Consider the following 12,369-nt stretch of genomic DNA (forward strand, 5'->3'; position numbering starts at 1 on the left):
AAGCGCTGATTCGTAAAAACATTTTACCGATTCGACCCATTCGACCGGGACAGAAGAATACGCGTAAAATCCGTTATAAATCAGCCGTTAGCTTCGTTTACAGAGTAGCATAATTCGGTTCATCTGAACATTTTTTTTAGCGGATCGTCCATCCGCTTGTTTGCTGTACATTTTTTTCTTACTTGCCCACAAAAAACAAACGGCACAGGATATTTTCCCCATGCCGTTTCAGATTCATTTGCTATTCACGATCTTGTCTCTGAGTTTAACTTAATGACATTGGCTGAGCGCCTCCTCTTTTTTTATTTTTCGAAGCGGGTTCGTTTGGCCCTTCGTCTTCTTCGTGCCGAAGGCCTGTTGACCACTTTGCAGCAAGCGGTGAACATAACGTGTTTCTGATAAATGGTTGGTCATGGTGCATTTGAAGGGACATAGGTGCAGGAAGGGAATCGGTCATTTGTTTGCAGGCTTGCAGTGGTACAGTGAATCCCCGGTGTGCGCGAATCAGGTGCGCCTGGCGGTACTGTGCGACGATGGTCGGTCGAACCCATCGATTGAGTCGAATTGGGTGAACTGGTTGAACTGGTCAACCCCGGAACCCCGGAACCCCGGAACCCCGGAACTCCAGAATCCCATAAAACTCGTTCGAACTTGTTGACTCCCACGCAGTTCGTGGAACTCGATTATTAATTGCACAAATCAAACTAATTTCTACTAAAAACGCTCAATATGAGAAAATAATTGGGAAACCGTACTATTCAGAGGCCTTCCCCTTTGAATTGTTCGATTTCACTACTCCGTTGGATAAACGTCTGAAAACAGGGTAAAAACGTTCGGTTTTCCAAACAAATTATGGGTTATCCCCTATTAGAAGCGTGTAGACGTAGTGGGCGAAATGAAGGGAGATATTTTGCTAAGAGACGTATGTATCGAGAGGGTGAAGCGATCAGTACTATGTATGGGTGAGGAGTGGAGGTATGTAACCTAGAGACAAAGATCTGTGCAAGGAGAGGGCGTGCTCAGAGACATGAGTATGTGCAGGGAGAGAGGGCGTGTGCTCAGAGACATGAAGTATGTGCAGGGAGAGAGGGCGTGTGCTCGAAGACATGAGTATGTGCAGGGAGGGAGGGCGTTGTGCTCGGAGACATTGGATATGTACGAGGAGGTGGGGGCGTGTGCTCAGTGCCAGAGTTTACGTAGGGAGTGAAGGCATGCAGCCCATAGGCACAGGTAGACACAAGGATAGAAGCGAGTAACTCAGCGCTGCTTGCAAAGAAGGAGCGGCCTCAATCCAGAGTGCGGCAGTTGCCGATCATATCGCACCCAGGAGTGAGGCGAAGCGCCCCTTTCGATGTTTGCGCGTGGTGTTCAATTCAGTGCGCAGAAGGCTGAATGCATCATCCGCTAAAATGTGACCATCGGGGTTGAATGATCATCCCGCCAATATCCATGTGCTCATCCCCGCACATGTTGCATTTTATCCGGGTTTCGGACCAAATAAATGCGATGTACCCGAGGGCCGAGCAGTTCGAACAGCATGACGCTGTAGGGCTGGCCGTTGTACATCATGACAACGCCGGGAGAGCCGTTAATAACAGCCGGCCTAGGGGTCATATGGTCGGGGCGCTTCGAGTTGACGCCGAGCAGGAAGGCGGCTACGCGGTCGGCGCCAAGGATCGGGCGCATCGCGGCGCGTACTTTGCCGCCGCCGTCGGACAGCAGGACCGCGTCCTCGGTTAGGAGGTGAAGGAACTGCTCCACGTCGCCGGTATCGACCGCTTGAAGAAATCCGCGGACGAGCGGCGCCGTCGTCCGGAGCTCATTCGGCGGTGCGAGTGGCCGCTCCGTTTCCAGCTTCTCCTTGAGACGGCTGAACGTCTTGCGGCAGGCGGCCTCGCTGCGGCTGAGCATGTCGGCGATGTCCTTGTAGTCGTAATCGAACGCCTGCCGCAAGACGAAGATCGCTCGTTCCGTAGGGTTCAGCCGTTCGAGCAGCAGCAGGAGCGCAAACGAAATATCGTCGTTGCGCTCCGCCAGCCACGAAGGGTCGTCGCTCGGCGAGGCGGTGTCATAAAGCAGCGGTTCGGGCAGCCAAGGACCGACGTACTGCTCCCTTCGCACACGAGCCGACTCCAGGTAATCAATGCAGCGCCGGGTGACTGCTTTGCACAAATAAGCTTTTGTGTTGTAAATCGCATCCGTGTCCAGCTTTGGAACCATAAGGAACAAATCATGTACGATATCCTCTGCTTCCGACACCGTGCCGAGCATCCGATAGGCGATAGAAAACAGCAGCGGCTTATAGTCTCGATACCATTGTTCTACGGGTGGCTGTGACATGCGGGAGCCGCTCCTTTCTTGATTTCGAATTGCGATAAACGTCATGGCCGCGTCGCGCTTGCGACCCTCTTTCTGACTACTAGCTTCAGCGCGGAAAGTAGAGCCCGAGAAGCGGACCGGTTGCCTGCCCCGAAGAAACGCGGGATTCGAGAAACGGACCGGTTGCTTGCCGCCGAAGAAACGCGGGAACCGAGGAGTTGACCGATTACTTGCCGCCGAAGAAACACGGGACCTGCGGAGTAGACTGGCCGTCTAGCGCCGAAAAAGTACGGTGCTAGACGGCTCTCTTGCAGCCATAGTGATTGAAGCGCACCTGAGAAGTTGGCTGAGAAGCGGGCAAAGACATCTCACGGCCAAGAAGCTCCCCTAACGGCTTAAAACTGCGCTGTACGCGAAGGGCGAGGGCCGCTACCGCCTGCGGTGGGCCAACCCCGCGTCTTGCTCGCGGCCATCAGGCACATCGCGAAGCTGCGCGAGGATGAGATCCGCGGCCGTCTTGGCGCTGGCGCAGGATGCATCGACGAGCAGCGCTTCGCCGCCGACCCAGTCGCCCGCCGCGTAAAAGCCGGGAACGCCGGTGCCGTCGCAGGCGAGCCGGCCGCGTTCCCCGCCCGCATCGGCGGTAGGCAGCGCGTGCATGACCGTCACATGTGGCAAGTAGCGCCGCGTGACGACGCGATCACGCCAGCCGGGCTGCAGCAGGTCGAGCATGTGCTCCAGCTCGGCCAGATCCCGGTCCGCGTCGGCGTCTTCGTCGACGCTCAAATATTTGGCGGCATGTACCACCGCATGGCCCGGCTGATCCGTCAGCGCCGCGGCCTGCGAATGGTTGGAGAAGTACAGCGGCCGATCGAGTCCGAGCGCGAAGCCGCGGCTGGGCTGCGGCAGCGAGGCCAGCACGAGATCGAGGCAAGCCGCCTGCACCGGCCGCTCGGCGGCGGCGGCTTGCAGCGGGGCGGAAGCGCCGTCGCCGAGCAGCGCAGCCGTCTCTCGCGGGCCAGCGGCGGCCAGCACGCTGCTTGCGCGGAGCGCGCGGCCCCCGGCCAGCGCCACGCGCAGCTGCGGCAGCGCCCCGTCGACGGCGAGCGCTTGCGCGCCGGCGGCGATGACAACGCCGAGCTGCTCGGCGCGCTCGCGCAACTGCCGGACGGCGGACTGCCAGCCGCCGTCGAGATAGAGCACGCCGCCGCGGCTCATGCGGCGAAGCGCCGTACCGGCGCTGATCTTGGCCGGATCCGCGCTATAGGTAGACAAGCGGGCCAGCATGGTCAGCAGCTCGCGTACCTTCACGCTGCGGATACGGGCATGAAGGAAATCGGCAAGCGAGGTCCGGTCCCACGCAGCCGTATCCATGCGGCCAAGCCCGGCGAAGAAGGCGGCGAACTCCGTCTTTTCCTTGAAGCCAAGCAGGGAAGTCGTGAACAGCTTCCAAGGGCTTCCCGGCAGCTCGGTTAATTGGCCTTGCTCGATCAGCTGGGCGTTTTGCAGGGCAAGCGGCTTGCCCTGGGGCTCGATGCCGAGCGCGTTCCAGATGCGGCTTGCTTCCGCATTCTGATAAAGGGCATGAGGGCCGAGATTCAGCAGGCCGCCGTCCCGCTCCGTCGTCTGCGCCCGGCCGCCGAGCCGGGTTGCTTTTTCAAGGACGATCACCCGTTTTTTCTGGCTGCCAAGCAGGACAGCGGCCGTAAGACCGGCTAACCCGCCTCCGATAATGACGGCATCCCAATGCGTCTGTTCCCAATCGGCACTCCAATTCGCGTTTGCGCTCATGTTCGTTCCACCCTTTGCACGTTAATGTACATAAGACGGAGCAGCTTCCTATTTTGTGACCCCGCTTCTTAACTAAGGGGAAACTTGCCAGTGTGTGGGTCCCAAGTGCAGGTTGCAGCGCATCGCACGGGCGATCGAACGAGTTACCGGGAGGCGTCGAATTAACTATATAGTAGCATGAAAAGCTTGCTATTTCGCGCCGCGCTTACTAAAATGTGAATAACTTGCAGGACGGAAACGGAAGGAAGGCGTCAGAGGATCATGAGTGAACAGCAGCCATGGGATCAACAATTGAGCCGCATGCTCATTTTGGACCGAAGCGGAGATTTCGGGGAGACGGATGTACTGTACCCGTTTGCGCTGGAGGAACTGCTATGCCGGCATGTCGGCGAGGGCGGTGCCCCGCTGCTTCATCTATGGAGACACCCCCGTGCGTTCGTGATGGGCCTGCGGGACAGCCGTCTGCCGGGAGCGGCCGAAGCGGCTTCATGGCTGGAAGCGCAGGGCTATACGGTGGCGGTGCGCAATTCCGGCGGCGCGGCGGTTCCGCTCGATCTCGGCGTGGTCAACGTATCGCTCGTCTTGCCGAAGGTGCGTCAGGGCGACATCGACTTTCATCAAGATTTCGAACGGATGTACGAGCTCATCCGGGAGGCGCTGCGGGAAACGGGTGCAGGCGTGGATAAGGGAGAAATTCAGGGGGCGTACTGTCCCGGAGATTACGACTTGTCCATCCGCGGGCGCAAGTTTTGCGGCATTGCCCAGCGCCGTCAGGCGCATGCTTATGTCGTGCAGGCATTCATCGTCGCATCCGGCTCCGGCGAGGCAAGGGCGGAGCTGGCGCGCGGCTTTTATGAAAGAGCCGCGGGGGACGCTGTCATGCCCGTAACAGCCTCATCCGCTGCGAGCTTCCCGCAAGTATCGGCCGGCAGCATGGCCAGCCTGGAGCAGGTGGCCGGGCTGGACGGCGCGCAGGCGCCTGTACAGTTCGCCGAAGCGGTGAAGCGGGTCGTTCGGCAGCGTCAGACGCAGGAAGGCTTGCAGTCCGCAGCCGAGCGGCTGTGGCTGCCGGGCCGGCAGCAGGTGGTAGACATGATCGATACGCTGCGAACGCGGTACGGGATCAAACAGTAAATGGCGAGCAGGAAGCCGGGCGGTCAATCGACCGCGGCTCCTGCTCTTTTTGCGCTGCGCGGCTGCCGGGGGACTTGCAAGCTTTCGCAGGTGTACGCGATGAATTCTTGCGAAGCGTAAGACAAGTACTGATCCTTCTGCCAGCTGATCGCCAAATGCCATGGAATCGACGGCTCGATTAAGGGGATGGCCCTGACTCTGTCCTGATCGAGCAGCCGGCATATGGTGCCGGGCAGCAGCGCGATGCCGAAGTTTTCCGCGACCATTTCGCTGATGAAGTCCCACTGGGAGCTTTCGCAAATGACCGTCGGTTCAAACCCTGCCTTCCGGCATTCCGCCGGAATCACCTCGTGCAGATGAAATCCTTCCCGGAACAAGATGAAGGATTCGCAGCGAAGATCGGAGAGGGTTACCGTCTCATGCGCGGAAAACGGATGCGAGGGATGGACGAGAAGCTGCAGGTCGTCATTGACGATGGCAATGCAGTCGAACGCGTCCAGACTAACGGGAAGGGCCAGAACGGCCAGATCCAATTCGCCTTGCTGCAGCTCCTTCTCCAGACTTTTCGACCCGTCTTCGATAATTTTAATATGAATGCCGGGGTATTTTTGGTGAAAGCCGGAGATGACTTTGGAGAAAAACCGCGCCCCTGTCATCGGCGGAATGCCGAGCCGGATCGTCCCTGTCTTCCTGTTTTTTATCGCGTCCAGCTCGTTGGCGATGCTCTGGAGCGATTGAAGGATCGCCTGGCCTTGCCGGAAGACGACTTGTCCCGCGTCCGTCAGCTCCAATTTTCGTTTCGTCGATCGCAGCAGCAGGTCTGTTCCAACCTCTTCCTCCAGGTTTTTGACCATTTTGCTTATCGTCGGCTGCGAAACGAACAGCTTCTCGGCCGCTTTGGAGAAACTTCGATGCTTGGCCACTTCTACAAAATATTGCAAATGCCGGATATCCAACCGATTTCGCCTCTTTTTATATATAGATAATAGCTATATTATATATTCGTTTTATTCATTTTACACATAAAAAATGCAGCATTATACTAGGTACTATGTTTCGCGGAACCAAAACAAAACTACAGCCGTGAGGCGGTTATCCCGCGGCTGCCGATTGGGGTCATACACCATGAGAATTGCCACTATCGTTATTGCCCGTCTGATGCCGGCATGGATTATTGTCTTTGCGGCGGCAGGCGTATTTTTTTCCGAACGTTTCGTCCGTTGGGGGAGCGCCACCGGTCCCGCGTTAGGACTGGTGTTGTTTCTGATGGGATTGACGATGGACCGAAGCCGCCTCGGCGGACTGCTCAAGCATCCCAAAATCCCGCTGCTCGGTTCGCTAGGCAAATGGCTGATCGGGGCGGCGGTTTCCGTAGCGGTCGGCTTGCTGTTCTTCGGTTTTTCCGAATTTTATTACGGCATCGTGATGGCGGGCATCGTTCCGAGCGGAACGTCGGCGAATCTGAATGCGCTGATCGGGCGAGGCGATTTGGCCCTAAGCATTACGATGTCGGCTTTCGATACGCTGGTCGGCCCGCTGCTGACGCCGCTGTTAGCCAAATGGCTGATCGGCTCCGCCGTTCATTTCGATTTTTGGTCGTTTCTATGGAAGATGATGAAGATCGTGTTCCTGCCGCTTATGACCGGCATGGTGCTGCAACGCTTCGTTCCGCGAGCGGGGCTGGCGATGAAGCCGTACGCTTCGATCCTGTCGGCCCTATCACTGTACGTGGTCGTCATCGGCGTGGCCGCCGGGGGCAGCGGTTCGCTGCTGCAGCATGCCTCCGTCCTGCCGAAACTGTTCGCGGCGGTGAGCTTGCAAATTGTGCTGCAGATGGCTGCGGGGTATGCTTACGCGGTATGGATCGGCTGCGGCGATGCGGAATGCAGGTCGATGCTGTTCGAAGTGGGCATTTGCAATACGGCTTTATCCACCGTCCTCGCCAATGATGCGTTCGGCCCGCTCGCCGGACTGGCTTCGATGGCGAATATGGTGTGCAACCTGACGCTGGGCAGTCTGGCCGCGGTCATATTGAGCTCTGTTCCGCTGCGGACGCCGCGCCATCGGCAGACCGTCTTAAGCTGAACCAGCTGAATGCGAGCCTATGCCAGACTGGACGATTAGTCTACCAGCCTGCCAGTGTGCCGGTCTGCGAGACTATCGCCGTCAGATCGGCGGGCACGCGCTGCACTACCCGCCATTCCAGAGCCGTGGATTCATAAAAAAGAGGCCGAACCGATTACGCATCCGGCTGGCCTTATTACATTGAAGAGACGCTTCGGATCCCGCCCTAATGCGGTGTCGAAGCGTTTTTTGCGCTTTGTCGTTATGACGACGCCCTTTCGCTGCTCTATGGCAGATGCCTTGGCAACACCGCTTGCGCTTTTCCGCCGCCTGCCAAGGAAACAAACGGGTTCCTTGCCGCTGCCCGGACGAATCGCATTCCGCCCGTTCATCCCAAAAAACGCTGGAGCATCCAGGGCAGCTCCTTTTGCCAGAAGCCCCAAATATGTTTGCCTGGCTTCTCCGTATATTCGGGACAGCAGCCTTTGGCGGCCAGCGCCAGTCTTGTCGCACGGTTTTCCGCAAGAAAATCGAATGTGCCCCGTTCCGTGTTCACTTCCGTTTCGTCCGTGCCAATCAGTTGAACGACCGTTAACCAGGACAAGTCCGTTTCCTGTTCGATGCGGTCCCGCGTCGATTGTAAAAATGCGCCGGATAAGGATATAACGTTGCAAAAAAGGTCACGATAATCTAAGGCGAGGTGCAGGGAAACCGTCGCCCCCAGCGAGTCTCCCGCCACAATCCGTTCTGCGGCGGCAGGGCGCACCGGATACCTGCCCTCAATATAAGGAACGAGCTCCTCGGCGAAAAAACGGCAGTACGCGGCGAACCGCTCGCCTTCCGGCGCATATTCGGAGGTGCGGATCGTTTTGTCGACATCGACCCCGACGATGATGGCCGGCTCTGCGCCTTCGTCGAAAATAAGACGGTTCATCGTCGTGGCGATGCGCCCGAAATTGAAAAAGTCTTCGCCGTCCTGGCAATAAACGACAGGGTACGACAAAAGCTCGTTATACCCTGGCGGCAAGCAGACCCGAACCGATCGGGAGCTGCCGAGCACGGCGGAAGGTACGGCCTCTTTGACAATCGTTCTTTTATAATAATGCTGGTCATCCAATGGAATTCCTCCTTGTAAGGTACGCTGGCTTCGGACGCGCAGCATATTTGCTTGCCGCGGCAGCTATGGTTCCGTGCAAACGGAAGCCCGCAACAGATCAAAGCGCAGCCGCAGTTGTTGAAAATAATGGAAGGCGCGGTTCGAGGAACGTCTGCTTCCTCTCCAAGGATCTGCGGCGGACAAAACGGCAAGCCGCTGTGGCCAAGGTTGATGCGCCGGGCTTTTTCGGACGGATTCAGCGTATGAGAACGATGCGCGAAACGTCCGGTTTGCAGGTATTGTATTATAATAGTTTTGTCGTTTTTCTTAAACTGTACTATATAATTTACAAAACTGTTATAGTTCTATTCATGGGACAAAATCATATTTTTCAAGTAAGTTCTTGTGCTTGGAACAAAAACAGGTTTATAATACTACTATAACAGAAAGTCTGATTTTTCGACATTCCAATCCAAATCTATCGTTGAGGTGAATATTGAAATGAGCAAGCCGTATGAAGTGGCGGTACAAGAAGCGAGCAAGCCGCATGAAGTGTTTGTTCAAGCGGTGAAGCCTTTGTCCGTACTGGCGACCGATGGTACTGTAGTGAATCCCGATGAAATGCCGAAGCTCACCGATGAGCAGATGAAAGAAATCATGAGACGCATGGTGTTCACCCGTACATGGGACCAGCGCGCGGTCAACTTGACCCGTCAAGGCCGTCTCGGCTTCTACGCACCGGTTTCCGGACAGGAAGCAACGATGGTGGGAAGCGAATTTGCGCTCAATAAAGACGATTTTATTTGCCCGGGGTATCGCGACATGCCGCAAATCGTGTGGCACGGTCTGCCGATGTACCAGGCGTTCCTATATTCCCGCGGCCATCAGCATGGCGGACAAATTCCTGCCGATGTGCACGTTCTTATGCCGCAGATCATTATCGGCGCGCAAATTTTGCATGCAATGGGCGTTGCCATGGCATTCAAGAAAAAGGGCGAGAAGCGCGTAGCGATTACGTATACGGGCGACGGCGGCTCCTCCGAGGGCGATTTCTACGAAGGCCTGAACTTTGCCGGCGCGTTCAAGCTGCCTGCGATTTTCGTCGTGCAAAACAACGGCTATGCGATTACGACGCCGTTCTCCAAGCAAACGGCTGCAGAATCCGTTGCGCATAAAGCGGTTGCCGCAGGGATCAAAGGCGTGCAGGTTGACGGCATGGATGTGCTGGCGATCGTCAAAGCGGTTCAGGACGCTGCCGAGCGCGGCCGCAACGGAGAAGGCGCTACGCTGATCGAAGCGATTACGTACCGGTTCCTGCCGCACTCGATGTCCGGCGACGACCCGTCCAAATACCGCACCAAAGAAGAAACGGCTGAATGGGAGCAAAAAGACCCGCTGCATCGTTTCCGCGAGTTCCTCACGAAGAAAGGCCTCTGGTCGGAAGCGGAAGAAGCGGCTGTCGCAGAAGACGCGAAGAACACGGTTGCCGAGCAGATCAAGAAAGCGGAAGAAACGGAAAAAATGACGGTTCCGGGCTTGATCGACAGCATGTTCGAAACGACGCCGCCGCATCTGGAAGAGCAAAAAGCGGACTACTTAGCGTAGAGGAAAAGGAGAGGGACAATCAGCCATGGCACAAATGACTATGATACAAGCGATCAAGGACGCGATGCGTGTAGAGCTTCAGCGCGATCCTAACGTGGTAATATTCGGTGAAGACGTCGGTAAAGTGGGCGGGGTGTTCCGCGCGACGGAAGGGCTGCAAGGCGAGTTCGGCGAGGATCGCGTATTCGATACGCCGCTGGCCGAATCCGCTATTGGCGGGATGGCTGTCGGGATGGCGACGCAAGGCTTCCGTCCGATTATGGAAATTCAGTTCATCGGTTTTATCTTCGAGGCGTTCGACCAGATCGCCGTTCAGGCTGCGCGTCTGCGTTACCGTTCCGGCGGCCGCTACAACGCGCCGATTACGATCCGCACGCCGTTCGGCGGCGGGGTAAAGGCAGCCGAGCTGCATACCGATTCGCTTGAAGGGCTGATGGTGCAAACGCCGGGGATTAAGGTTGTCGTACCTTCCAATCCGTACGATGCGAAGGGACTGTTGATCTCCGCGATCCGCGACAACGATCCGGTCTTCTTCATGGAGCATCTGAACTTGTACCGCTCGTTCCGCGCGGAAGTGCCGGAAGGCGAATACACGGTGCCGATCGGCAAAGCAAACGTCGTGCGCGAAGGCTCTGACGCCACGATCATTACGTACGGCGCGATGGTGCACACCTCGCTGAAGGCAGCGGAAGAAATCGAGAAAACCCGCGGCGCCAAAGTCGAAGTTATCGACCTGCGCACGCTGATACCGCTCGATATCGACACGATCGTCGAGTCGATCAAAAAAACAAACCGCGCGATCGTCGTGCAGGAAGCGCAAAAAACGGCCGGCATCGCGGCGGAAGTGATCGCGCAAATCAACGAGAAGGCGATCCTTCACCTCGAAGCGCCGGTGCTCCGCGTTACGCCTCCGGATACGGTGTATCCTTTTGCGCAGGTTGAGGATCAATGGCTTCCGAATCCGGCCCGCATCGTCGCGGGATTAAATAAAGTACTGGACTTTTAATATAAAGAAGCGAAGGAGGGTGAGAAGCAATGGCTACATTCGAATATCGATTCCCGGAATTGGGCGAAGGCATTCATGAAGGCGAGATCGTCAAATGGCATGTGAAGCCGGGCGATAACGTGAACGATGAAACGATTTTGATGGACGTGCAAAACGACAAGTCGACCGTGGAAGTACCTTCCCCGGTTGCCGGTAAAATCGTTGAGCTGAAAGTGAGCGAAGGCACCGTCTGCACGATCGGCGACGTCATCGCGATTATGGAAGTGGAAGGCGCAGTGCCGCAGCAAGCGGGCGGCCACGGACATGAAGCCGCTGCAGCGCCGGCGGCTCCGGCTCCGGCAGCGCCTGCCGCACCGGCTGCATCTGCACCGGCGGCTCCAGCATCTGCGCCGGCAGCAGCTCCCGCCGCGCCAAGCGGCCGGGTTGTGCTCGCGACGCCGAGCGTGCGCAAGCTCGCGCGGGAGAAGGGCGTGAACATCGCTGACGTGTCTGCCACCGGCCGGAACGGCCGCGTGACACGCGAAGATGTTCTTGGCTTTGCCGCAGGCGGCGGCCAAGCGGCGCCTGCAGCGGCTGAGGCTGCTGCACCGGCAGCCGAAGCAAAACCAGCAGCGGCTGCAAGCACCGCGGCTGCGGCTGTGGGCGGCGAGCGCGTCGAAGAGCGCGTGCCGCTGAAGGGCATCCGCAAGGCGATCGCGAACGCGATGGTCAAGAGCGTCTATACGGCGCCGCATGTGACGCATATGGACGAGGTCGACGTGTCGCTGCTCGTTAAGCTTCGCGAGAAGGCCAAGCCGGTCGCCGAGAAGAAAGGCGTCAAGCTGACTTACCTTCCGTTCATCGTGAAGGCACTGGTTGCGGCAGCGCGCCAATACCCGGCGATGAATGCGATGATCGACGAAGAGAAGCAAGAGATCGTGTACAAGAAGTACTACAACATCGGAATCGCAACGGACACGGAGCAAGGTCTCATCGTTCCGGTCATCCAGGATGCGGACCGCAAAAGTATTTGGACGATCGCCGAAGCGATCAAAGATTTGGCTACCCGCGGACGCGACGGCAAGCTCGGTCCGAGCGAGCTGAGGGGTTCCACGCTGACGATCACTAACATCGGCTCGGCAGGCGGCATGTTCTTCACGCCGGTCATCAATTACCCGGAAGTGGCGATCCTCGGCACCGGACGTATTACGGAGAAGCCGGTGGTGAAAAACGGCGAGATCGTCATCGCTCCGGTCATGGCGCTCTCCTTGAGCTACGACCATCGGATTATCGACGGCGCGACAGCGCAAAACTTTTTGAACTATATCAAGCAGTTGCTGGCCGATCCGGAACTGCTTGTCATGGAGGTGTAACC

9 protein-coding genes are annotated in these 12,369 nt (G+C 57.4%); 5 read left to right on the forward strand and 4 right to left on the reverse strand.

The window, feature by feature from the left end; all coding sequences use genetic code 11:
* Positions 1 to 1,455: 1,455 nt before the first annotated feature.
* Together KXG62_RS14955 and KXG62_RS14960 are read right to left on the reverse strand one after the other, a co-directional pair.
* Positions 1,456 to 2,340 (reverse strand): RNA polymerase sigma-70 factor, encoded by an 885-nt coding sequence (locus tag KXG62_RS14955; RefSeq protein ID WP_218092794.1) that lies wholly within the window; start codon positions 2,338 to 2,340, stop codon positions 1,456 to 1,458.
* 408 nt (positions 2,341 to 2,748) lie between these two features.
* Positions 2,749 to 4,110: a phytoene desaturase family protein gene (locus KXG62_RS14960; RefSeq protein ID WP_218092795.1), complete on the reverse strand. Its 1,362-nt coding sequence runs from the start codon at positions 4,108 to 4,110 to the stop codon at positions 2,749 to 2,751.
* A 261-nt stretch (positions 4,111 to 4,371) separates the two neighbouring features.
* Here KXG62_RS14960 and KXG62_RS14965 point away from each other — a divergent pair, with 261 nt between their 5' ends.
* Positions 4,372 to 5,244, forward strand: a complete 873-nt coding sequence (locus tag KXG62_RS14965; RefSeq protein ID WP_218092796.1) for a lipoate--protein ligase family protein — start codon at positions 4,372 to 4,374, stop codon at positions 5,242 to 5,244.
* A 23-nt stretch (positions 5,245 to 5,267) separates the two neighbouring features.
* Here KXG62_RS14965 and KXG62_RS14970 read toward each other — a convergent pair whose 3' ends face one another.
* On the reverse strand, positions 5,268 to 6,200 hold the full coding sequence (locus KXG62_RS14970; RefSeq protein ID WP_218092797.1) for a LysR substrate-binding domain-containing protein: 933 nt from the start codon (positions 6,198 to 6,200) through the stop codon (positions 5,268 to 5,270).
* A gap of 169 nt (positions 6,201 to 6,369) precedes the next feature.
* On the opposite strand from KXG62_RS14970, the gene KXG62_RS14975 reads away from it, so the two are divergent.
* The gene (locus KXG62_RS14975) at positions 6,370 to 7,329 is read left to right on the forward strand and encodes a bile acid:sodium symporter family protein (RefSeq protein ID WP_218092798.1); all 960 of its coding nucleotides are present in this window, start codon (positions 6,370 to 6,372) and stop codon (positions 7,327 to 7,329) included.
* Positions 7,330 to 7,696: 367 nt separating this feature from the next.
* Here the strand turns inward: KXG62_RS14975 and KXG62_RS14980 are convergent, their stop codons facing one another.
* Positions 7,697 to 8,425, reverse strand: a complete 729-nt coding sequence (locus KXG62_RS14980; RefSeq protein ID WP_218092799.1) for an alpha/beta hydrolase — start codon at positions 8,423 to 8,425, stop codon at positions 7,697 to 7,699.
* A 480-nt stretch (positions 8,426 to 8,905) separates the two neighbouring features.
* On the opposite strand from KXG62_RS14980, the gene pdhA reads away from it, so the two are divergent.
* Genes pdhA through KXG62_RS14995 form a run of 3 tightly spaced genes read left to right on the forward strand, consistent with a single transcriptional unit; the run spans position 8,906 to position 12,367 of the window.
* On the forward strand, positions 8,906 to 10,009 hold the full coding sequence (gene pdhA / locus KXG62_RS14985) for a pyruvate dehydrogenase (acetyl-transferring) E1 component subunit alpha (RefSeq protein WP_218092800.1): 1,104 nt from the start codon (positions 8,906 to 8,908) through the stop codon (positions 10,007 to 10,009).
* A gap of 25 nt (positions 10,010 to 10,034) precedes the next feature.
* Positions 10,035 to 11,015, forward strand: coding sequence for an alpha-ketoacid dehydrogenase subunit beta (locus KXG62_RS14990; RefSeq protein WP_218092801.1), 981 nt, complete (start codon positions 10,035 to 10,037; stop codon positions 11,013 to 11,015).
* Between the two features lie 29 nt (positions 11,016 to 11,044).
* Positions 11,045 to 12,367 (forward strand): dihydrolipoamide acetyltransferase family protein, encoded by a 1,323-nt coding sequence (locus tag KXG62_RS14995; protein ID WP_218092802.1) that lies wholly within the window; start codon positions 11,045 to 11,047, stop codon positions 12,365 to 12,367.
* The last annotated feature ends 2 nt before the right edge of the window (positions 12,368 to 12,369 follow it).

This window comes from Paenibacillus solanacearum, assembly GCF_910593845.1.
Taxonomy (GTDB): Bacteria; Bacillota; Bacilli; order Paenibacillales; family NBRC-103111; genus Paenibacillus_G; species Paenibacillus_G solanacearum.

What these genes read in the sequence shown, in the direction of transcription:
- KXG62_RS14955 (WP_218092794.1), bottom strand. Translation starts at nt 2,340, where the DNA reads ATGTCACAGCCACCCGTAGAACAATGGTATCGAGACTATAAGCCGCTG.
- KXG62_RS14960 (WP_218092795.1), bottom strand. Translation starts at nt 4,110, where the DNA reads ATGAGCGCAAACGCGAATTGGAGTGCCGATTGGGAACAGACGCATTGG.
- KXG62_RS14965 (WP_218092796.1), top strand. Translation starts at nt 4,372, where the DNA reads ATGAGTGAACAGCAGCCATGGGATCAACAATTGAGCCGCATGCTCATT.
- KXG62_RS14975 (WP_218092798.1), top strand. Translation starts at nt 6,370, where the DNA reads ATGAGAATTGCCACTATCGTTATTGCCCGTCTGATGCCGGCATGGATT.
- pdhA (WP_218092800.1), top strand. Translation starts at nt 8,906, where the DNA reads ATGAGCAAGCCGTATGAAGTGGCGGTACAAGAAGCGAGCAAGCCGCAT.
- KXG62_RS14990 (WP_218092801.1), top strand. Translation starts at nt 10,035, where the DNA reads ATGGCACAAATGACTATGATACAAGCGATCAAGGACGCGATGCGTGTA.
- KXG62_RS14995 (WP_218092802.1), top strand. Translation starts at nt 11,045, where the DNA reads ATGGCTACATTCGAATATCGATTCCCGGAATTGGGCGAAGGCATTCAT.